Below are 20,758 nucleotides of genomic sequence, written 5' to 3' on the forward strand. Positions count from 1 at the left end.
CAGCGGTGATATCCATGGGATATCAAAGTTGCATGCTTTTAATATTAAGTCATTGATTTTTTTGTTGATATTGTAAGAAAGGAGAATTGAAGGTAGCCAGAAATGCCCGTTACTCACCTGGCCGGTGCGTTGTGCCATCACACTGATTGCACCTTGCGCGCCAGCAATAGCCAGCACATCGCCATGCGCTTCAACGAATACAGCAGTGTCAGCTACTCTCGGGACCTCGGCCGTGTGCAGGTGGCCGAGCGCTGGCGCCGCATCAAGGAATGCAATTACGTGCCGGTCAAAGTGGCCAACACGCGCGCGGACCTTGGTGAAAGCCTGGTCTGGGATGAACGCAGCGGCGTGCTGTACTTTGTCGATATCTCTGGCGGGCGCATCAACTGCCTGGCACCTGATGGCGAAGTCGATTGCCTTTACGAGTCTGCCGCGCGTATTGGCGCCCTGGCGCTGACCGACCGGGGTAACCTGATTTTCACCGAGGATGCCAGCGTGGCCATCTTCGATGTGCCAACACGCAAGGTGAGCCAGCATTCGGCATCGGTCCATCCGCGCTCGACTTACCGCTTCAACGACGGCGCCTGCGACCCTCAGGGACGCTTCGTCACCGGCCTGATGGACGAGGCCCTCAGCGGCAATACCGGGGCGCTTTTTCGCTTTGACTGGCAATTGAGCGACCAGGTGATTCACGATGACATGGCTTTGCCCACCGGCCTTGCCTGGTCTCAGGACGGCCACACGGTGTACTTCGTCGACTCGGCGGCGCGTGCGATCTACCGCGCCGAGTACCTCATCGAAGGCCGGCTGGGCGCTGTCACGCTGTTTGCCGAAACCCCCGCCGAACTGGGGCGGCCGGATGGTCTGGCGCTGGACCGCGACGGCGGGCTGTGGGTGTGCCAGTACCATGGCAGCTGCCTGCTGCGCTACGACCGCCACGGGTACCTGACCGACCAGGTGTTGATGCCAGTACCGTGCCCCACCAGCTGCTGCTTTGGCGGGCCCGGGATGAACACCTTGTACATCAGCACCGCGCGTTACGACATGACGCCAGAAGACCTGCACCATTATCCGGACGCTGGCGACCTGTATGCCATCCGCCCGGAAACGGGCGGCGTCGCCAGGCACAGCTTCAAGGAATAAGCGGTTGCACCTGACTGGCCGGTAGCACGGCCAGATCGCCAAAACGCTGCGCCGAGTCGATGTAGCGCAGCGCCGACTTGGCGTCTTTCCAGCCCACATAGCTCATCAGCGACTTCAGTTCCCAACCATTGGCCGTGGCCCAGGTGGCGAAGCCACGCCGTAGCGAGTGGCCGGTATACAGCGCCGCCGGCACCCCGGCGCGTTCCAGCATGCGCCGCAGCAGGCCCACCAGGCTGTTGCTGTTGAGCGCGTTGTCGCCAAGGTTGCCCCAGCGGTCGAGTTTGCGGAACACCGGGCCATGGGCAATACCGGCGACTTCAAGCCATTGCAGGTAGGCAGTGACAGGGCACAAGGCCTTAAGGGCAGGGGTGCGGTGCTGGACGCCCAAGGCTTCGCGGTCGCCCTTGCTGCGTGGCAGGAAAAGCGTAATGCCGACACCGGCTTGTGCCTGGATGTGTTCGATGCGCAGGCGTGCCAACTCATCGCCGCGAAAACCACGCCAGAAACCCAGCAACAGCAAGGCGCTGTCACGGCGAGCCCGGCGCAGGGCTGCCAAATCATGGTGCTCGCGGGCTTGTCGGGCTTCTTCTTCGAAACACGTCACAGCGGTTTGCAGGTGTTGCAGCAACAGCGGGGCGGCCTGTTTGGGCGGCGTCGGGTGCAGGGTGCGGATGCCGCGTAGCACCTGACGCACCAATGGCGCCTTGGTCGGATCGGGGAAGCCTTGGGCGACGTGCCATTGGCTGAGCGCGGCCAGGCGTTGGCGCAGGGTGCTGACTGCATGCTGGTCGGCATGATCGGCCAGGTAGCGGGCGATACTCTCGGCAGTGGCCGGGAGAAAGCCGCCCCAATGGCTTTCGAAGTGCTCGATGGCGGCCTGGTAGCTGCGCCGGGTGTTGTCACGGGTGGCGGCGCGAAGGTAGCGCTCGATATCGGTCATGGTGCGGGTGTCGGTGTGTGATCGGTACACGATAAACCGAAATGCGTTGCCTGTCCTTGCCCAACGCCATCGGCAAGCCTGCCGTTGCGCTCAGTACACGCATGCCTTGTCCTCGATACCGTTGAAGGGCGGGTAAACCCACAGCTGCGGCAGCGACAGTGGCCGGCTGAAGTGGTAGCCCTGGGCGATATCGCAGCCGGCAAGCTTCAGGTACACCACCTGCTCACGGGTTTCCACCCCCTCGGCCACCACTTCCAGGCCCAGGCGCTTGGCCAGGATGATGGTGGAGGACACGATCGGGCTGTCGTCATGGCTGTTGGACAGCGCCGCGATCAGCGAACGATCGATCTTCAGCTTGCTCAGGGGCAGTGAATGCAGGTGGGCAAAGCCGGCGTAGCCACGGCCAAAATCGTCCAGGCTGATACCCAAACCTGCGCCGCGCAACGTATGCAGGTGCGCCACCGCCGTGCCTTCGGGGTCGAGGATGGTGGTTTCGGTAATTTCCAGCTCCAGCTGCTGGGGCGCGATGCCATGATGCTGCAATTTGCTCAGCAGCCGGTCAGCAAAATCGGCTTGACGCAGCTGCAGGGCGGAGACATTGACGGCCAGCCGTGTCTTGCGGCCTTGGGCATTCCAGCTCGACAAGGCTTCACAGGCCAGCCGAATGACCTCCCAACCCAGTTCGACAATGAAACCACTGCGCTCGGCCAGGCCGATGAAGCGGTCCGGGTACAGCAGGCCGAAATCAGGGTGGTCCCAGCGCACCAGCGCCTCGTAGGCCAGCACCTGGTGGGTGTCCAGGCGCATCTGTGGCTGGTAGTGCAGCACGAACTGGCGTTCGGCCAAGGCACTGCCGAACGCTTGCTCAAGGGTGAAAGCCTGGATATCGGCCAGGTTCAGCGAGGGGTCGAAAAAGCGATACTGCGCGCGTCCAGCCTGCTTGGCCGAGTACATTGCAGCATCGGCACTGCGTATCAGGCTGTCGATGTCCTGGCCATCACGCGGGCAGATGCTCACCCCTACGCTGGGGCTGGTGTTGACCTCTTGGCCATCCAGGGCGTACGCGGCCGACAGTTTCTGCACCAGTTCGTGGACCCAGGCGTTGATCTGTTCCTCGCTGCGCTCGCCGGCCAGCAGCACCACGAATTCGTCGCCGCCAAAGCGCGAAGCCTCGTCGCCGGGCTCCAGCAGGCGCTGGATACGCCCGGCCACAGCCTGTAGCAGCAGGTCACCAATCTTGTGTCCGAGCGAGTCGTTGATCGACTTGAAACGGTCCATGTCGATGAACAGGATCGCCATCAGTCGGCGCTTGCCACGTTGCCGAGTCAGCGCCTGGCTGGCCACTTCGACGAACTGGCGGCGGTTGTGCAGGCCGCTGAGGTGGTCCGTGGCGGCGGCGTGGCTGCTGCGCCGGTGTTCGTCCTCCAGGCGCACGATCAGTTGCTGATTGACCTGCTGGGCATGTTCCAGCGCGTCGAAGGCCTCCTGGCGCTTGCGCAGCAGGCGCAAGGTCCATAGCAGGCTGGCCAGGATCATCAGGGTCATGCTCAGGTTCAACCAGAACTGCCGGGAATAGGCCAGCGTCGAGGGTGCGAGGATTTCTGCCTGGCGCTGGCTGACCACCACGCTGAAGCCGTGCTCGGGTACATGGCGGTACAAGCTTTGGTAGGCATCACCCGCTATGTATTGGGTCAGCATGCCCGCTTCGGTGTTTAGCGCCGGCAGCGGTGGCTGCAATAGCTCGCCCGCAGTCACCACGCCGCTGTTGTCGATGCGCAGCCGCTCCAGGCCGTCATCCTGCAGCAGACGCACCAGGCCACTGTTGCCCAGGTCGATAGGCTGGAACAGCACCGCCAGGTAGCCGACGTCCAATTGCACCACCAAAAGGTTGTCGATTTCCCGGCCGGTCGAATTGGTCAACGGCAGCAGGAAGGGCAGGCGCCCAGTGGGCGGGGCAGCGTTTTGGCTGACAGGCTGAATGCTCGGCAGGAAAGGTTTGAAACCGTAGCGGTCAATGTGCCGCTGCAGTTGGTGCAACCAGTCTGCCGGCAACTCGGCGGCCTCATCGGTGTGGCTGGCCGCTAGCAGCCGGCCTTGTCGGTCGTACAGGCTCAAGCGCTTGAACACTGGGTCTGCGGCCAGGCTGGGTACCAGGCTGAAGTTGCCTTGGCGCAGCGCTTTCATGTCGTCCTGGGTAACACGACCCACCGCCTGGGCGCGGTCGACAAGCTGTCGCAGGTTTTCGCCCACGATGCTGGCCAGGTTCAGGTGCTCGATGGCCTTGGCTGACAGTGCACCCTGTCGGGCGGTGGCTTTCTGCGTGACGTGGAGCCCCCAGAGAAAGGCCAGGGTCGCTGCACAGAGCATCAGGATCAGCAGTCGCAGAAGGCTGGAGGAGGAAAGCGAACGGCGAATCACTGCTGATAGTTCCCGACCCTGGGTAATGCTCGGAAAATACGACAATAAGATGACAGTCTGATGACTGGTGGCCAATAGCCTTTAGGGGATTTCCCTATTAGCCATGGGTGTTTGCAAGCGAGCCGTTTCCTCTTCGAGGTAGCTCATCAATGCACTGACTTCGGCATCGCCCAAGCGCATGTTGGGCATGGCCAGGCGGTTGTATTGTTCGAACAGCAGCATGGCCAAGGGGTCTTTTTCGGCCAGCATCTGGTCGGGCACCTTGAGCCAGCGGGCCAGCCAGTTGGCGTCACGCTGACGGGTCACGCCCAGCAGGTCGGGGCCGATGCCTGGCTGGCCTGGCTCGGTGTTGCCCACGGTATGGCAGGACGAGCAGCGGGTACGGAATATCTGCTCGCCGCTGCTGGGTGAGCGAATTTGCGGAGCCTGAGCGTAGTCATTGCTCATGGCGCTGGCCTGCTTCCAGTTGTGCAGGCTGTTGCCCAGGCGGTCGGCAAGGATGTACGGGCTTTCGAAAGGCGAGGCTTTCATCCAGCGGCCGGTGGCCTGGTTGCCGATGATGAGGCTCAGGTTGTGGTCTTTGGAGCGGCCGTTTTCCAGGCCATCGATCCACAGCCCCAGGCTGCGGCGTAGTTGCTCGATGTCGTCGGGTTCGCCGGTCAGCAAGGTCCAGCCTGGGCCGATGCCGAACTTTTCGGCATAGCGCTTGAGGGTGGCGGGGGTGTCGTTATAGGGGTCGATGCTGATGGAGTAGAGGAAGATGTCTTTGCCGACCCGGTCACCGAGGATTTTCTGTACCTGGCGCAGGCGAGCGGTTTCTACTGGGCAGGAATCGGAGCAGCCGGTAAAGATGAAGTTGATGGCGACCACCTTGTCCTTGATCAGGTCGTCGAAGAAATGCACTTTTTCGCCATCCTGAGTGAGCAGGGGGATGTTGGGGAAATAGCTGGCCCCCCAGGGAGAGGCCGCTGCTTCGGCCACCGTTCGTTGGGGTTGCAGCGGCCAGAACGGAATGCTGGCGGCGAACAACGCGAGTACCAGCAGGAAACGCCATGAGCTGGGCATGATGCGGTCCTCGTGGGGTGGCTGATGGGGGCCGCATGGCGGCCCCGCTTTGCACTCACTTGTAGGTGACTGGCGCTGTCACCGTCTGGCCCAGCGTCGATTTCACCGTGACCGTCGCTGGCGTGGCCGGGCCAAAGCCGGTGGTGGTCACCGCTACCCGCCAACGGGCCCCCGTAGTCGTGGCAGTCAGCGTCGCGTTCCCCAGGCTTACCGGACCACCGGTGGTTGCTGCAGTCACGCTGATGCTGTTGCCCGTGGCAACCGTGGTAGTGCCCTGCACATCCCAGGTGAAACGGTTGCCGCTGCGTACCTGCACCGTGGCACTGGTGACCTTGAGCTCGTCGGCCGCCGCTGCTGCGGTTACGGCGATGCTGACCGTGGCCGGGGTCACCGACTCGGCTCCCTTGGTATCACGCGCCGTGTAATTGAAGCTGGCCGTGAACGGCGTGGCGACCGTAGCGGGTGGGGTGTACGTCACGGTGGTGCCGTCTGTGCTGACGGCTCCCTGGCCGGAGTCTGGCTGGCTGAGGCCGGTGACCGTGAGCGGTACGTTGCCGTCCGGGTCGCTGTCGTTGGCCAGCACGTTCAGGGTGATCGCCTTGCCTGCAGTCGTTGCGGCACTGTCATTGGCCACGACAGGTGGTTTGTTGGCCGGGTCGTCATTGTCGTTATCGGTTTTGGTGCGGAACGTTGGCAGGCCTACCGAGGCCATGTAACGCACGCCATCCCATCCTGGCAGCGGGGTGGGCATCACCTGGAACTGCCCCGGGTGTTCAAGGTCCCAGCGCAGCAGCATCGAAGAGTCCTCGTGCTGGGTGTTGTGGCAGTGCTCCATGTAGGTGCCGGCGAACTCGCGGAAGCGGATGGCCATTTCCACCTCTTCGGACGAATCAGGTTCCGACCCGATACGGTACACATCCTTGCGCGCCCATTTTTCCCATTCTGGCGGGGCCTTGCCGTCGCGGCTAAGAATCACGCCTTCCTCGAAATGCACGTGTACCGGGTGGCTCCAGCCATTGCCGCCGTTGACGATCTTCCACACTTCCAAGGTACCGTCGCCGCTGAAACCACCGTCGGTGGACTGGTTGGCCAGTTGCGGTGCGGCACTGATACGGCGTGGGTCCATGCTGTAGCCAAAGCCGCCGTCGGTCTTGATGGTCCACGGGGTGGTGTCCGTACCGTCTGAGCGGCCAAAGATGAACTCGCGGTGGCGGGCATCCTTGAGTTTGGCCTGGTCGGCTGCGGCGTCGCGGTCAATGGGCAGGGGCAGCATTTTCAGGCCTGCAGCCTTGCCTGGCTTGGCCGGCTCATAGGCTACCGGGTCCATGCTCAGGTCCTGGCCGGTGTACGGTTGCACCCACAGTTGCAGAAACTTGCCGACAGCCGGGTCGCCGTTGTCCCACTGCGGGCCTTTGCTGGTCTGCTTGATTACCGCCTTGTATTTTTCCGACAGCACGTCGGCCAACGGGATAGCTTGCTTCGGACCTTTGCCGGAGTCGTGCTCCATCAGGTTGACGAAGTACAGCTTGTCGCCGGCCTTGATGCCGTTCTTGGCGAAGTTGATGATGATGTCGTAGCGCTCGGCAATGGCCTGCAACGGCAAGACGCCGTTGTTGTCTTGCAGGTTGCCGTCACCATTGAGGTCCATCGTGCCGTCGAATGGCACCGCGTGTTCCATGATGTTGCCGTCGTTGGCAATCATGTGGAACGGCACCCGCGCATACGACAGGTTGGAGCCGGACGGGCCTTTGAACTCACCACTGGTACCGGCAATCTCCCGCACCACGGCGAACTTGAAGTAGCGCGACACCGAGCCGTTGAGGAGACGGAAGCGGTAACTGCGCGCACGCACCTTGAGCCTGGGCTTGTACTGCCAGTTGACCAGAATCTGGTCAGCGAGGAAGCCGTCCGTGTTGAACGGGTTGAACCACAGCTGGCCATTGGCATCCCAGGCTTTGTCGGCAACCACCAGGTTGACGTCATAGTCACGGTTCCCCCAAGGCATGGCTGACCCGCTTGGGAAGCGCAGGTTGACACCGTCCTGCAGGGCCTCGTTGCCGCGGTCCAGGGCGCTGTAGTAGTTCATCATCACGGCGTTGCCCTTGTAGACGTTCTGCGCCGTGAAATCCATCATGTGGTCGTGGAACCAGTGGGTACTCATGGTTTCGCGCCAGTCGCCACGAATCTTGATGCTGCCGTTCTCGCAGGTTTTCAGGCCCGGTGAACCATCGTTGACGAACAAGGTTTCACCCGGCGAGCAGGGGAAAGCTGCACGCGGGTCCTGGGCACGGGTGTTGATGGTGTCGTAGCCGGCCAGCTGCACCGGCCAGCGGTAGTCGTAGTACTGGCCGGGGAAGAAGTACGCGTTGGCAAAGCCGTCGCTTTCGGCCGGCGAGTGGCCGTTGTGCTCGTGGGTCGAGATGGTATGCAGGCCAAAGCCACCGTTGGCCGAGGGGTCAATCGGCAGGGCGTTGTAATGGCGCATCAGAATTGGCTGGCCGTAGCGCACCATCAGCAGTTTGGGCGGGAAGGTGCCGTCGAAGGTCCAGAGCGATTTGTGGTTTTGCAGCGGCATGTTCGGATGGAAGCGTGTGTCGATGCCCTTGGTGGTGCCCAGCGTGGTCGGAATGTCGGAGGTCTGGTAGTACAGGCCGCCCGGGGCAAATTCACCGACGGCATAGTTGTGCAGTTGCTTACGGTCGCGCAGGCCGAGGTTGATGCGCGCACCGGCCTGGGCGGTCTTGAACGCTGCCTGCGGGTAAAACTCGTTCCAGCGCTGGTGCGACCAGCCTTTTCCTGGTGGCCGGCCTTCAGCGGGCGAGCCGACCGGCTGGCGGTTGAGGAACATCTCGATCTGCGCCTTCCATGGGTTGCGGTCCAGCACGTTGGCGTACTGGGTCGGAAACGGGTACAGGCCGGGTTGCTTGAGGAACGCTTCCAGTGCGTTGCCACTGGGGCCGCTGCGTGCCACCACGTTGGGGTCTTGGGCGGGGGCCGCGCCGAGGGTCGGTACCGGGAAGGTCAGATCGGGCACCGGCGTGGTCGGGTCGAGCTTCTCTGGTCCGAATTCTTCGAACAGCAACAGTTGCTGGGTGAAAGGTTGCGCACCGAACAACGGGCTGGGTTTGCCGTTGGTAGGGTACTTGTCCGACGTTTGCAGGGCAGGCGGCAGTACGTTGTCGGTGCGTACCGTGTTGCGGTCGCCATACGCGCCATCGGTCAGCTCCAGCGAGCCTTCGTTGGCCTCTGGCATGGTGTTCAGCTCAAGCAAGGCAGCGGTCGGGTCGTCCGGCTGGTCGGTGTAGGCCGACGGGTCGGTCGGCGGTGGCATGCTGTTGTCGTCGAGGGGGGCTGCCATGGCCGTGATCAACCCGAGGCTGATCATCAGCGCAGTGACGGAGGAGAGATGGAACGCGCGTCTGGACGCGTGACTCGCAGCAGGTGTTTTCATTGGCTTAAGCCTCTTTTGCGGCCTTAGGGCCTTAAGCCATCAATGGCGTTTTGCCCGTTAAATGGCCATCAGCAACAGCTATGCCAACAGATTTTTCAGTAATGCCTTGACATACAAAACCTTGCAGCGTCTGGCGTGCACTAAAAGATGGCGCGTCAAGAATGGGGACAGATACCCATTAGCGGGTCACCATTGCCCACAGTTTGGGGCGTGACAGGCGCGGCGCCCTCGGGTATACCTGAGCCTCACCAAGGGGAGCCCGGCAATGGGCTGAGAAACCGCTGAACGCTACAGCGCGGTGACCCTTCGAACCTGATCCGGATCATGCCGGCGAAGGGATGGGGCTTGTAACCTGCCTTTTTGCCGGCCTCACTGCGAGGCCAGTCCATGCCAACTTTCAAGGTCTCGCTGTCACCCTCATCAAGGACAGCAACATGACCGAACGTTTCAGCCAGTCCCTGCGCCGCCAGAGCGAGCCGACCTGGTCGGCGGCCGTTGGCCACCGTTTCGTGACCCGACTGTGCGACGGCAGCCTGCCGGACCCGATCATGGTCGACTACCTGGTTCAGGACCACCGTTTCCTCGACAGCTTCGTGACCCTGCTAGGCGCGGCCATCGCCACCGCTGACACGTTTGAAGCCCGCCTGCGCTTCGGCCGCTTTGCCGGGATGATCTGCAGTGACGAGAACACCTACTTCCTGCGTGCCTTCGAGGCCTTGGGTGTCAGCCCGGCGCAACGCAGTGAACCGGCCGATACCGCGCCTACCGCAGGTTTCAAGGCGATCATGCGCGAAGCGGCAGCCACCCGTTCCTACGCAGCGGCACTGGCGGTGCTGAACGTTGCCGAAGGCCTGTACCTGGACTGGGCGCTCAAGGCGCCGAAACCGATGCCGGACAACTTCGTCCATGCCGAGTGGATTACCCTGCATGACAACCCGGCATTCCAGGCATTCGTCGCTTTCCTGCAGGCCGAACTGGACCGCGTCGGCCCGCAGGAGGCCGCATTGGCAAGTGACTTCTACCAGCGCACCGTGGCGCTGGAGCTGGCTTTCTTCGATGCAGTGTACCCGGAGGGCAAATGAGCATGGATATCTTCGAGCGCCTCAAGGCCGCTGCCTCGCCACAATGGAACAGCTACGTAGACCATGACTTCGTGCGTCAGATGGGCGAGGGCACGCTGAGCGAGGAAGCGTTCCGGACCTACCTTGTGCAGGATTACCTGTTCCTGATCCAGTTCGCCCGCGCCTGGGCGCTGGCCGCCTACAAAAGCCGCCGCCCGGCCGACATTCGTGCAGCGCAGGCCGGGCTGTCGGCGATCCTGGATGAAACCGAGCTGCACTTGCGCCTGTGCGCACGCTGGGGCTTGACCCAGGCAGACATCGAGGCCGCGCCAGAGCATCAGGCCACGGTGGCATACACCCGTTATGTGCTGGACTGCGGCGCAGCCGGCGACCTGCTGGAGCTGCACGTGGCACTGGCACCTTGCGTGATCGGCTATGCCGAAATCGGCCGGACCCTGGCCGAGCGCATTGGCGACTTGAGCAATCACCCCTACCGCGAGTGGATTGGCGAGTATGCCGGGGAGGGCTACCAAGGGGTGGCCGCAGCAGCGCGCAAGCACCTGGACGAACTGGCAGCGCGCAGCATGACCGAGCAGCGGTTCGCCGAACTGGCAGGGATTTTTGGCCAGGCCTCCAGCCTGGAGGCTGATTTCTGGCAAATGGGGTTGGACGGGACCGTGTAAACCGCCGTGGGCTGGGTGATTACTACCCAGCCCAGGCCCGCTTTGGTGCATGAGCGCCTCAAAATAAGTCGTCCCGCACACTTCAGATCGTCAGATCGCAGCTTTAATGTGCACAGTGCATATGGATTTCTGGGCGAGCAGCCCGATTTCTTCCGGGTGGCGGCGCAGGAAAAAGCGGCCCGCATATTGCTCTTTCCGCTCCCAACTACACACCCGGAGCCCCGTGCAATGAGCTCACCCAGCGAATTTCCACTCAGCGAAGCCCCCCAGTCCGCCCGCAAGGGCCTGCTGCCGATCGCGATGGTCTTGTTCAGCTTCACCTTCTTTACCGGCACGATGTTCGCCGGCGGCAAGCTGGGCATGGCATTCAGTTTTGTCGACATGCTGTGGGTAGCGACCCTCGGCAACAGTTTGCTTGCCTTGTATGCCGCAGTGCTGGCCTTCATCGCCTCACGCAGCGGGCTGAATACCGTGTTGATGGGGCGCTTCTGTTTTGGTGAAGCGGGGAGCCGGCTCTCGGACTTTCTGCTGGGTTTTGCCGAACTGGGCTGGTATGCCTGGGGTACGGCCACGGTGGCCATCGTGCTGGTCAAGCTGCTGGGGCTGGCGGATGGTTTCGGCATGCCGTTGATGGTGCTGTTCGGGCTGGGTTTCAGCATTACGGCCATCATCGGGTTCAAGGGGCTGGACCTGTTGTCGCGGGTGTCGGTGCCATTGATGTTCGTGCTGCTGTTGGTGTCCATGTACATCGCCACCCGCGATGCCGGTGGCTTTGCCGGCCTGGCTGCAGTCGTCCCACATGAAACCATGACCTTTTCGGCGGCAGTGACCATGGTCTTCGGCACCTTCGCCAGTGGCGCCACCCAAGCCACCAACTGGACACGGCTGGCACGCAGTGGCCGGGTAGCGGTGATCGCCAGCGTGGTGGCATTCCTCCTTGGCAACGGCCTGATGGTGGTGGCCGGGGCGTGGTGCGCGATGGTTTATCAGCAGGCCGATATCGTCGACGTGATGATGCTGCAGGGCCTGTCGTTCGCGGCCGTGGTGATGCTGTGCCTGAACCTGTGGACCATTCAGGGTCCGACCATCTACAACGTGTCGGCCGCCGCCTGCCACTTGTTGCGCAGCGAGCGCCGGCGCACGGCAACGCTGGTGGCGGCCGGGGTTGGCATTGTGCTGGCGATGGGTGGCATGTACGAAATGCTGATCCCGTTCCTGGTGCTGCTGGGGTCGATCATTCCGCCGGTGGGTGGGGTGATCATGGCTGATTTCTGGTACCGCCACCGCGGCAAATACCCGGCACTGGGTACGGCATACCTGCCACGCTACAACCTCACCGGGCTGTTTGCCTATGCCGTGGGCGCAGTACTGGCCTATACCTCACCGTGGGTCGCGCCGCTGGTGGGCATCGCCGCCTCGGCAGTGTGCTACATCGTCATTCTAGAGCTGGGCGCACGCCGCCGGGCGCCCGGCCAGGCGGGCGTCGAGCCGTGAGCCTGGCGCTGGACGAGCTCCTTCATTTGCCCGGTCTGCACGAAATGCAGGTGCGGGCCGGCGCGCGCAACCTGCAGCGGCGGGTACGCTGGCCTTACGTGGCGGAGAACGAGGGTATCGCCGAATGGGTGATGGGCGGTGAACTGGTATTCGTCACCGGCATCAATCACCCGCGCGGCGAAGCCAACCTGCTGAGCCTGGTGGAGGATGGCGAGGCCGTGGGCATTGCCGGCATGGTGATTCTCACCGGCGGCAGTTTCATCCAGAGCATCCCGGCGCCCGTTGTCGCGCGCGCCGAGCAGCTGGGCTTGCCGCTGATCGAACAGCCCTACGCACTGAAGATGGTGGTGGTCACCCACCTGATCGGCACTGCACTGGTACAGATGAGCCAGGCGCGCCGCTCGCGTAACGACATCCTTGGGCAACTGCTCACAGGCGACTACCCAAGCCTGGCGATTGCCCGGCAGCGGGCAGCACACCTGCAACTGGCCCTGGATAAACCGCGGCGCCTGCTGGCGTTGCGCCTGACGGGCGTGGACGCCTTGTTCGAGCGCCAAGGGCTGGCCCACGGCGAGCGTACCTGGCAAGCCACCCGGCAGGCCCTGGAAGACCAGCTCGAAGCCTGGTGCCGCCAGCGGCCCGGCAGTGTGACGGCGCAGTTGCCGGGCGACCTGTTCGTGGTGCTGCTGGCCGATACACACGACTTACCCGAGACGTTGGGCGCGCTGTACCGGCAGTTGCAAGCCGCGACTGATGAACTGGGCCTTTACATGGGCTTGTCGAGCCTCGCTGACGATTGCGCGCACTACCGCCAGGCCCTCAACGAGGCACGCCAGGCGCTGGATGTGGCGCAGCATCTGCGCCCGGCCAACGGTTATTGCAACTTCAGCGAGCTCGGCGTGTTGCGCCTGCTGCAAGGTATTGTCGACCGCTCGCTGGTTGATGATTTCGTCAGCCGCACCCTCGGCCCGCTGATCGCCCCTGGGCGCAAACACGCCCATGCTTTGGTGCATACCCTCGACGCCTTGCTCATGGAAAATGGCAACGGGCTCAAGGCCGCACAGCGTCTGGGGCTGCACCGCAACACGATCAATCAGCGCATCCAGCGCATCGAACAACTGAGCGGGCAGTCGCTCGACGACCCGCTTTTTCGCATGAATGCTTCGGTCGCCATGCTGGTATGGCGCATGAGCGAAGCCCACGGCAAGGAGTAACAGCATGAACATCATCAACGCACGCCTGCGCGGCAAGCCTGGCCTGTTCCGCGTCGAACTGAACGGCGAGCGCATTGCCGCCATCGTGCCCCAGACCGACGTCGTGGCGCCCGCTACGGCCAATGACCTGGACGCCGGGCAAAACCTGGTGGTCGCGCCCTTTGTCGAGCCGCACATTCACCTAGATGCCACGCTGACCGCAGGTGAGCCGAAGTGGAACATGAGCGGCACGTTGTTCGAAGGCATCGAGCGCTGGTCGGAGCGCAAGGAAATCACCACCCACGACGACATCAAGACCCGTGCGAAAAAAACCATCGGCATGCTGGTGGACCACGGTATCCAGCATGTGCGCACCCATGTCGATGTGACCGACCCGAAACTCACCGCGCTCAAGGCCATGGTCGAGGTGCGTGACGAAGTGCGTGAGCTGATCGACCTGCAGATTGTCGCCTTCCCGCAGGAGGGCATTGAGTCGTACGCCAACGGCCGGGCGCTGATGACTGAAGCCGTGGCGATTGGCGCCGACGTCGTCGGCGGCATCCCGCATTTCGAAAATACCCGCGACCAGGGGGTATCGTCGGTGAAGTTCCTGATGGACCTGGCCGAGCGCACCGGCTGCCTGGTGGACGTGCACTGCGACGAGACCGACGACCCGCAATCACGCTTCCTCGAAGTGTTGGCCGAAGAAGCGCGGGTACGCGGCATGGGGGCCCGGGTCACGGCCAGCCACACCGTGGCCATGGGCTCGTATGACAATGCGTATTGCTACAAGCTGTTCCGCCTGCTCAAGCTGTCGGGCATCAACTTCGTGTCGTGCCCGACCGAGAGCATTCACCTGCAAGGGCGCTTCGACAACTACCCGAAGCGTCGTGGCGTGACCCGCGTGGCCGAGATCGACCGCGCCGGCATGAACGTGTGCTTCGGCCAGGACTCCATCGTCGACCCGTGGTACCCACTGGGCAATGGCAATATCCTGCGCATTCTCGAAGCCGGCCTGCACATCTGTCACATGCTCGGCTATGAAGACCTGCAGCGCTGCCTGGACCTGATTACCGACAACAGCGCCCGCACCCTGAACCTGGGCGAGCGCTATGGCATCGAGGTGGGTCGGCCGGCGAACCTGTTGCTGCTGTCGGCGCCGGATGATTACGAGATGGTGCGCAGCCAGGGGCACGCGTTGGTATCGGTACGCAATGGCAAGGTGCTGATGCAGCGCACGCCAGCGCAGGTGCAACGTTTGCGCTGACGCTGTTGTCGCCTCAGGTGCACAGGGCTGCCAGGGCGTAGCTTGCGACTTGTGCATCCTGCACTGCCACACCGCTCAGGTCCGCCAAGGTAATCTGGCTGTCGTGCTCACGCCCCTTGGCACGGCCAGCCAGCAGCGTACCCAGCTCAATCAGCTGGTGAGCGTCGATCTGGCCACTGCCGAGGGCATGGGCCACTTCGCCGTACTGGCTGCACTGGGCGATGGCGTCGACGATGATACGGTCTGCTCTTGCCACCAGTGCCGGGTCCAGTTCCTGCTTGCCGGGCGCATCGGCACCGACGGCGGTGATATGCGTGCCCGGCTGGACCCAATCGCTGTGCAACAGCGCCTGGCGAGAAGGCGTGGTGCAGACGATCAGGTTTGCCGCGCCCGCAACCTCGGCAGCATCCTGCGTGCTGTGCACTGCGAAGCCCAGCTCGCGGGCAAATGCGGTATAGGCCGCAAGCCCGCGTTCATGCCGGCCCCAGACAATCACCTGGCGACAATCGGTCACCGCGCGAAGCTGCTCAAGCTGCATCTGCGCCTGCATGCCGGTGCCGAGGATGCCAATGGCCCTGACATGGGCCGGCGCCAGCAGCCGGGCAGCGATACGCCCGGCCAATGCGGTGCGCATGGCAGTCAGCCAGCCTTGGTCCTGCAGCAGTGCCAGCGGCTGACCGGTGTGTGCAGACAACACAAGCATCAAGCCATCATTGCTCGGCAGGCCCTTGGACGGGTTGTCGTAGAAGCCTGTCGAAAGCTTGACGGTGAAGGTCGGGCTGCCTTCGATGTAGGCCGACTTCACGCAACAGTCACCGTTCGCGCCCTTGAATGCGAAGCCCTGCACGGGCGGCACCTGCACCTTGCCTTCGGAGTAGGCGATGAAGCCTTCCTCCAGTTGGCTGACCGCGAGCTCGGGGTTGAAGCGAGCGATGATCTGCGCCTTGCTGAAGACCCTCATTGAACGGCCTCGAGGAACTTCTCCAGCAGGATGTTACGGCCACACAGGATCACCGCGACACGCTTGCCCTGATAGCGTTCGGCGAGCTTCTGCATGCCGGCGACCGCAACCGCTGCAGCGCCTTCGATGATCCAGCGCTCACTGCTGGCGATGTCGCGCATGGCGCAGCGGATTTCGTCCTCGCTGACCAGCACGGTATCGGTGAGCAGCGCCTGGCAAAGCGGGAAGGTGATCGAGCCTGGCTCGACGCCGCCAGCCGTGCCGTCCGACAGCGTTTCGCAGGCATCCAATTCGATGATTTCACCGGCCTTGAGAGATTGCTGCAGCGTTGGGTCATTTGCCGGCCAGCAGCCGATGATCTCAGTGCCCGGCTTGAGGACGCGCAGGGCGGCGCCGATACCGGAAATCATCCCGCCACCGCCCACAGCGACGAACACCGCGTCCAGGTCTGGCGCCTGCTCGAACAACTCCATGCCTATGGTGCCCTGGCCGGCAATGACTTGCAGGTCGTTGTAGGGGGATACGAAGGGTACGCCGTGGGCCTTGGCTTGCCTGGCGGCTTCCAGCTCTGCACTCAGCGGGTCGGTGGGCAGGCAGACCACTTCGGCGCCCAGCATGCGCATTGCCTCTGTTTTGTATGCCGATGCGCCCGTGGTGGTGTAGACCTTCACTGGCACGCCCGCCATCTTGCCGGCCAGGGCCAGGGCCTGCCCGTGGTTACCGGATGAGGCGGCTATCACCCCCTGCTTGCGCGCCTCGGCCGGCAGCAGGCGCATCTTGTTGCTGGCACCGCGAAACTTGAATGAACCGGTGTGCTGCAGGTGTTCGCATTTGAGCAGCACTTCACAGCCGGTCAGTGCCGACAAACGAGCGCTGTGCAAGAGCGGGGTAATGCTGACGGCCGGGCGGAGCGCCGCATGGGCGTCCTGAATGTTTTGGTGCAATGTATCAAGGAACTGGGCATCAACGGACGGGGTGGCTGGCATGACGGGTCCTTGCAGGCGTATGGATAGTTTGTCCACAATAGAATAATATTCCACCAGCAGCAAGAGCGTGTGCCTACAGCCAGGCAATACCGCCTAGGCCCTGACTTCCTTCAGGTATTTGTACACGGTGGCCCGCCCCATGCTGAGGACGTTGGCAACGTAATCGGCGCCGCTGCGCCCCTCGAATGCACCCTCGGCGTGCAAGGCCAGTACGAGGTTGCGCTTGTCTTTCATCTTCAAGGTCTGCAGCGACAGGTTATGCGCTTGCAGCCACGCTTGCAGGAAGGTGTTGATGCGCTCCTGCCAATCGTTGCGGAACAACGCATCCGGTTGCGGCTCCAGCCGACTCATCTGGAAGAACGCATCCAATGCCACACGCGCCTGTTCCAGCACCGACACGTTCAGATTGATGCACATCAGATACTCGGCTTCGCCTTGCGAATTGTGCAGCACAGCACTGATCGAGCGGACCTTCTGACCGTTCCAGTTGAGCTTCTCGTAGGGACCAAGGTTGGTACCCTTCAAAAGGTCACCCAGTTCTGAACCGAGTGCTGAATCATCGCCGAGCTTGCGATGTGAGAAATTATTGGCGATATGAACGATTGTCTGGCCGCGTATCTCATGAATGACGACTTCCGCGTGGGGGTACAGCAGCAGGGCAATGCTTTCAGCGATTGCCTGGTAATTTTCCAGTGTCATGCATTAGCCAATGATCTATTGAAGATCGCCTATGTTGGCCCTAGAGAATCCTGGGCACAAGACGGAGCTTTACCGGGTCAGGATCAAGTCCTGTCTGCGAGCCGTTCGCCTCGGCCATTGACTGCGTCAGCGGTTTTGCGTGCGCAGCTGCCGTCAGCCGTTGGCCGTCGGGCAGCTGCGGGCGATGGTCAAACGTCCAGCACCAACCGGGCGCTGCGGCAGCCCGATACGCAGGGCGTTATCCATTCTCCGCTGTTGCGCTGGGCATCGCTGAGGTACTCGTCGCGGTGATCAGGCGCCCCCTCGATGACCCGGCTGACACAGGCGCCGCAGATACCCATCCCACATGACACGGGTAGCTCCACGCCCGCCCGCGATGCTGCTTGTACCAAACTTTCGCCCGGTTGCACCTCGACCTGGAGACGACTGCGCTGTAGCACCAGCGTGCAGTGACGCTCGACGTGCAAGGTGGGCTCTGCGGCCTGGAAATGTTCGCGATGAAGCGCCGTGGTTGGCCAGCCGCTTGCCAGCGCGACGTGCTCAACACAATCCATGAAACCTGCAGGGCCACAGCAATAGAGGCTTGCGCTGCCGTCCCAGGCCGGCAGGTGTTCCTCCAGGTACCCGGCGATCATCGGGGCGCGCAAGCCTCCATGAACCTCGGTATTCGCATCGAGGTACTGGACAAAGGGCACCTGTTTGGCATCGCGGGTGAAAAACAGCAAGCGCACCGACCGACCTTGCGCTTGGCATTGCCGGTACATGGCGAGCAGTGGCGTGATTCCTATGCCTGCGGCCACCAAGACGACCTGTCCTGTGCCAGGTTGCAGGCGAAAGAGGTTGCGCGGCAGGCCCACTTCCACCCGGGCACCCAGCCGCAGGTGCTCGTGCAGCCATTGCGAGCCGCCGCGGGAGGCTTTTTCGCGCTTGATGCCCAGGTAGACATGACCGTCCTCGGGCAGGCTGACCACTGAGTATTGGCGTACCACGCCATTGCCCAGGCGCAGGTCCACATGAGCGCCGGGTGCCCAGTCGAAGGGTAGGGGAGCTGGAGCTGGCGGCGCGAGTTCCACACCTAGTACGTCGTCGGTTTCAAGGCGCAGGGCCCGCACCTGCAGAGGCGTCCAGCTCATGCGCGTACTCCCGCGGCCTGTTGCAGGCGAAGTACAGCCTGCCGTGCCTGGCTGCCCAGTTCGGCCAGGTCCAAGCCAGGAAGCGCATCGTTTTCCACGCTCAGGCGGCCGCCCACCAGCAATGCCCGCAGCGTCGGACGGCCACCGCCAACCACTGGCGCGATGCCCAGATCATGCAGACCGAAGTAGCGGGGTTGATCGAGGCGGTAGATCGCCAAGTCCGCCGCCATGCCGACCTGCAGCGTGCCGATGGCGTCCAGGCCCAGCACCTGGGCGCCACCTGCTGTGCCCCAGCGCACAACGTCCTCCACGCTGGCGACATGCGCACCGCCCTCCAGATCGCCGCCGGCATGGCGGGCCATGGCGCGTTCGCCGGCCTTGGCCCTTTGCATCAGCCAGGCGGCGTGGGTTTCGCTGATCATGTCGCAGGCTTCGTTGGAGGCAGCGCCATCCACGCCGATCGAAACCGACATGCCTGCAGCCTCCATGGCAACGATATCTGCGATACCACTGCCAAGCCGGCCATTGCTTTGTGGGCAGTGGGCGATGCCGGTGCCGGTGGCGCCCAGCAGCTGGATTTCTTCGGCGCTCAGCTTGACCAGGTGCGCGAACCACACGTCCGGCCCGAGCCATTCCTGCTCCGCGCAGAACACCACGGGCGAGAGGCCGTGGCGATCATGGACTTCGTTCTGGTACTCCACGGTTTCGCTCAAATGGCTGTGCAGGCGGATGCCCAGGCGGCGTGCGGTGCGGGCGGTCTCCCGCAGGTGCTCGGGCGGCATTGAGTAGGGCGGGCTGGTCGGCGCCATTACCACACGGCGCCAGGCATCGTCGGCGGGATCATGGTAGACCTGCACCAAGCGCTGAACATCGTCCAGGTACTGCGTGAGGGTCTCAGGTCCGGCTGTCGCGGGGCCTTCCGCCTGACGTACCTGGGTTGCGCCGCCCCGGCAAAGGACGAAGCGCAGCCCCAGGCGCTCGGCTTCTTCGAAGAGGATCTGTGCGCTGTCGAAGGCCATGCCTGGCAAGTACAGGTAATGATGGTCGGCCACCGTGCTGCAGCCGGAACGGGCCAGCTCCACCAGCCCGACCCGTGCGGCCAAGCGGAAACTGTGCTCATCGAACAGCCCGCGATAGCGATAGGGCACGGCCCCCAACCAGGCACCGAGGCTCTGGTCGATGCCAGCGGGAATGCCCTTGAGCAAGGACTGGAACAGATGGTGATGGGTGTTCACCCAGCCTGGATACACCACGCAATCGGTGGCATCGAGCACTTGCTCACCTGGTAACGGTTGCAGCGAGCCCAGGGCGGCGATACGCCCCTGGGTGATACGGATGTCCGGCCCGACATGGCGCGCGGCGCCGCCGCGCAGGCCAGTGAGGATGGCGCTGGCGTTACGGATCAGCCAGCTGTTGCTGTGTTTCATGTTCGTCTCCATAGGCAGTACGGCGTTTTGCATGGAAGTCAGCCCAGTTCGCTTTCGTGCCAGTGGCGCAGGCTCAAGCGCGCCAGCAACGCCATCAGGCTGAACAGCGCCACGCCGGTCAGGGCGATCAACACCAGGGCGGCGAATAGGCGGGGGATGTTGAGCTGGAATCCCGCCTGCAGGATCTGATAGGCCAGGCCCGCACCCGTGCCGCCCGTACCGGCGACGAACTCGGCCACCACCGCGCCGATCAATGCCAAGCCGCTGGCGATGCGCAGGCCAGCGAAAAAGCACGGTAAGGCGCTGGGAATGCGCAGGCGCAACAGCACTTGCCAGCGGCTGGCACGGTTCAGGTGGAACAGGTTGAGCAGGCCAGGGTTGACGCTGCGCAGGCCCAGGACGGTGTTGGCGATGATCGGGAAGATCGCCACCAGTGTGGCGCAGATCACCAACGCCAAGGTCGTGTCACTGCACCAGATGATGATCAGCGGCGCGATGGCCACCACCGGCGTGACCTGCAGCAGAATCGCGTAGGGAAACAGACTGGCCTCCACGACGCGGCTCTGCACGAACACGAACGCCGCCAGCGTGCCGATGATCACGGCGAGGGCGAATGACAGAAAGGTGATCTTCAGGGTCATCCACAGTGCCCCCAGCAGCATCGGGCCATCGGCGACCAGGGTGCGGCCGATATCAGCCGGTGACGGTACCAGGTACACCGGGACTTTCCAGGCGATGCATGCCAGTTGCCAGACGCCGAGCAGCAAGGCGCCAACCAGCAGCGGTGAAGCGATGCGTAGTACAGAAGGGTGGCGTAGCCAGGGAGTAGAGGGTCGG

At 63.1% G+C, this 20,758-nt stretch carries 16 protein-coding genes and 1 riboswitch; of the genes, 6 read left to right on the forward strand and 10 right to left on the reverse strand.

The features are described 5' to 3' along the window. Positions 1-102: 102 nt before the first annotated feature. A complete protein-coding gene (locus tag V6093_RS04035) occupies positions 103-1,143 on the forward strand; it encodes an SMP-30/gluconolactonase/LRE family protein (protein WP_179052836.1) in 1,041 nt (346 codons plus the stop codon). Here the strand turns inward: V6093_RS04035 and V6093_RS04040 are convergent. The 4 genes from V6093_RS04040 to V6093_RS04055 all read right to left on the reverse strand — a co-directional run bounded on the left by V6093_RS04040 (position 1,133) and on the right by V6093_RS04055 (position 9,017). Beyond that, positions 1,133-2,113 carry a site-specific integrase gene (locus V6093_RS04040; RefSeq protein ID WP_079732525.1) on the reverse strand — a complete coding sequence of 327 codons (981 nt, stop codon included), beginning with the start codon at positions 2,111-2,113 and terminating at the stop codon, positions 1,133-1,135. The two genes, V6093_RS04035 and V6093_RS04040, sit on opposite strands and share 11 nt — an antisense overlap. 60 nt (positions 2,114-2,173) lie before the next feature. Continuing rightward, positions 2,174-4,501: a bifunctional diguanylate cyclase/phosphodiesterase gene (locus V6093_RS04045; RefSeq protein ID WP_265979213.1), complete on the reverse strand. Its 2,328-nt coding sequence runs from the start codon at positions 4,499-4,501 to the stop codon at positions 2,174-2,176. An 81-nt stretch (positions 4,502-4,582) separates the two neighbouring features. Next, positions 4,583-5,566 carry an SCO family protein gene (locus tag V6093_RS04050; protein WP_004576264.1) on the reverse strand — a complete coding sequence of 328 codons (984 nt, stop codon included), beginning with the start codon at positions 5,564-5,566 and terminating at the stop codon, positions 4,583-4,585. Positions 5,567-5,621: 55 nt separating this feature from the next. Then, entirely contained in the window at positions 5,622-9,017 is a 3,396-nt protein-coding gene (locus V6093_RS04055) for an Ig-like domain-containing protein (protein ID WP_265979211.1), read from the reverse strand. Positions 9,018-9,258: 241 nt separating this feature from the next. Further along, positions 9,259-9,373, forward strand: a riboswitch (TPP riboswitch). A gap of 78 nt (positions 9,374-9,451) precedes the next feature. On the opposite strand from V6093_RS04055, the gene V6093_RS04060 reads away from it, so the two are divergent. The 5 genes from V6093_RS04060 (at position 9,452) to codA (ending at position 14,715) form a co-directional block, all read left to right on the forward strand. Further along, on the forward strand, positions 9,452-10,099 hold the full coding sequence (locus tag V6093_RS04060) for a TenA family protein (protein ID WP_004374380.1): 648 nt from the start codon (positions 9,452-9,454) through the stop codon (positions 10,097-10,099). Further along, positions 10,096-10,761, forward strand: a complete 666-nt coding sequence (gene tenA, locus V6093_RS04065; RefSeq protein WP_047602849.1) for a thiaminase II — start codon at positions 10,096-10,098, stop codon at positions 10,759-10,761. The genes V6093_RS04060 and tenA overlap by 4 nt, the downstream gene beginning before the upstream one ends. Before the next feature lie 228 nt (positions 10,762-10,989). Continuing rightward, on the forward strand, positions 10,990-12,255 hold the full coding sequence (codB, locus tag V6093_RS04070; RefSeq protein WP_265979208.1) for a cytosine permease: 1,266 nt from the start codon (positions 10,990-10,992) through the stop codon (positions 12,253-12,255). Continuing rightward, positions 12,252-13,469, forward strand: coding sequence for a PucR family transcriptional regulator (locus V6093_RS04075; RefSeq protein WP_004374385.1), 1,218 nt, complete (start codon positions 12,252-12,254; stop codon positions 13,467-13,469). Before codB ends, V6093_RS04075 begins: the two co-directional genes overlap by 4 nt. Positions 13,470-13,473: 4 nt before the next feature. After that, complete coding sequence (codA, locus tag V6093_RS04080; protein ID WP_047602846.1) at positions 13,474-14,715, forward strand: cytosine deaminase; 1,242 nt, start codon at positions 13,474-13,476, stop codon at positions 14,713-14,715. Between the two features lie 13 nt (positions 14,716-14,728). On the opposite strand, the gene V6093_RS04085 is transcribed toward codA, so the two are convergent. From V6093_RS04085 to V6093_RS04110, 6 genes are all read right to left on the reverse strand, one after another. Then, entirely contained in the window at positions 14,729-15,676 is a 948-nt protein-coding gene (locus V6093_RS04085; protein WP_047602845.1) for an ornithine cyclodeaminase family protein, read from the reverse strand. Beyond that, positions 15,673-16,662 carry a threonine/serine dehydratase gene (locus V6093_RS04090; protein WP_108078726.1) on the reverse strand — a complete coding sequence of 330 codons (990 nt, stop codon included), beginning with the start codon at positions 16,660-16,662 and terminating at the stop codon, positions 15,673-15,675. The genes V6093_RS04085 and V6093_RS04090 overlap by 4 nt, the downstream gene beginning before the upstream one ends. A 93-nt stretch (positions 16,663-16,755) precedes the next feature. Next, positions 16,756-17,361: a transcriptional regulator gene (locus V6093_RS04095; RefSeq protein ID WP_004374393.1), complete on the reverse strand. Its 606-nt coding sequence runs from the start codon at positions 17,359-17,361 to the stop codon at positions 16,756-16,758. A 188-nt stretch (positions 17,362-17,549) separates the two neighbouring features. Further along, positions 17,550-18,494: a PDR/VanB family oxidoreductase gene (locus V6093_RS04100; protein WP_406669708.1), complete on the reverse strand. Its 945-nt coding sequence runs from the start codon at positions 18,492-18,494 to the stop codon at positions 17,550-17,552. Further along, the gene (locus V6093_RS04105; RefSeq protein WP_070095453.1) at positions 18,491-19,921 is read right to left on the reverse strand and encodes an amidohydrolase family protein; all 1,431 of its coding nucleotides are present in this window, start codon (positions 19,919-19,921) and stop codon (positions 18,491-18,493) included. The genes V6093_RS04100 and V6093_RS04105 overlap by 4 nt, the downstream gene beginning before the upstream one ends. 38 nt (positions 19,922-19,959) lie before the next feature. After that, positions 19,960-20,688 carry an ABC transporter permease gene (locus V6093_RS04110; RefSeq protein ID WP_029380638.1) on the reverse strand — a complete coding sequence of 243 codons (729 nt, stop codon included), beginning with the start codon at positions 20,686-20,688 and terminating at the stop codon, positions 19,960-19,962. Positions 20,689-20,758 lie beyond the last annotated feature (70 nt).

Source organism: Pseudomonas putida group bacterium ESBL64 (genome assembly GCF_045277175.1).
GTDB classification, from domain to species: Bacteria; Pseudomonadota; Gammaproteobacteria; order Pseudomonadales; family Pseudomonadaceae; genus Aquipseudomonas; species Aquipseudomonas alloputida.

What these genes read in the sequence shown, in the direction of transcription:
- V6093_RS04035 (WP_179052836.1), top strand. Translation starts at nt 103, where the DNA reads ATGCCCGTTACTCACCTGGCCGGTGCGTTGTGCCATCACACTGATTGC.
- V6093_RS04050 (WP_004576264.1), bottom strand. Translation starts at nt 5,566, where the DNA reads ATGCCCAGCTCATGGCGTTTCCTGCTGGTACTCGCGTTGTTCGCCGCC.
- V6093_RS04055 (WP_265979211.1), bottom strand. Translation starts at nt 9,017, where the DNA reads ATGAAAACACCTGCTGCGAGTCACGCGTCCAGACGCGCGTTCCATCTC.
- V6093_RS04060 (WP_004374380.1), top strand. Translation starts at nt 9,452, where the DNA reads ATGACCGAACGTTTCAGCCAGTCCCTGCGCCGCCAGAGCGAGCCGACC.
- tenA (WP_047602849.1), top strand. Translation starts at nt 10,096, where the DNA reads ATGAGCATGGATATCTTCGAGCGCCTCAAGGCCGCTGCCTCGCCACAA.
- codB (WP_265979208.1), top strand. Translation starts at nt 10,990, where the DNA reads ATGAGCTCACCCAGCGAATTTCCACTCAGCGAAGCCCCCCAGTCCGCC.
- codA (WP_047602846.1), top strand. Translation starts at nt 13,474, where the DNA reads ATGAACATCATCAACGCACGCCTGCGCGGCAAGCCTGGCCTGTTCCGC.
- V6093_RS04085 (WP_047602845.1), bottom strand. Translation starts at nt 15,676, where the DNA reads ATGAGGGTCTTCAGCAAGGCGCAGATCATCGCTCGCTTCAACCCCGAG.
- V6093_RS04090 (WP_108078726.1), bottom strand. Translation starts at nt 16,662, where the DNA reads ATGCCAGCCACCCCGTCCGTTGATGCCCAGTTCCTTGATACATTGCAC.
- V6093_RS04095 (WP_004374393.1), bottom strand. Translation starts at nt 17,361, where the DNA reads ATGACACTGGAAAATTACCAGGCAATCGCTGAAAGCATTGCCCTGCTG.
- V6093_RS04100 (WP_406669708.1), bottom strand. Translation starts at nt 18,494, where the DNA reads ATGAGCTGGACGCCTCTGCAGGTGCGGGCCCTGCGCCTTGAAACCGAC.
- V6093_RS04105 (WP_070095453.1), bottom strand. Translation starts at nt 19,921, where the DNA reads ATGAAACACAGCAACAGCTGGCTGATCCGTAACGCCAGCGCCATCCTC.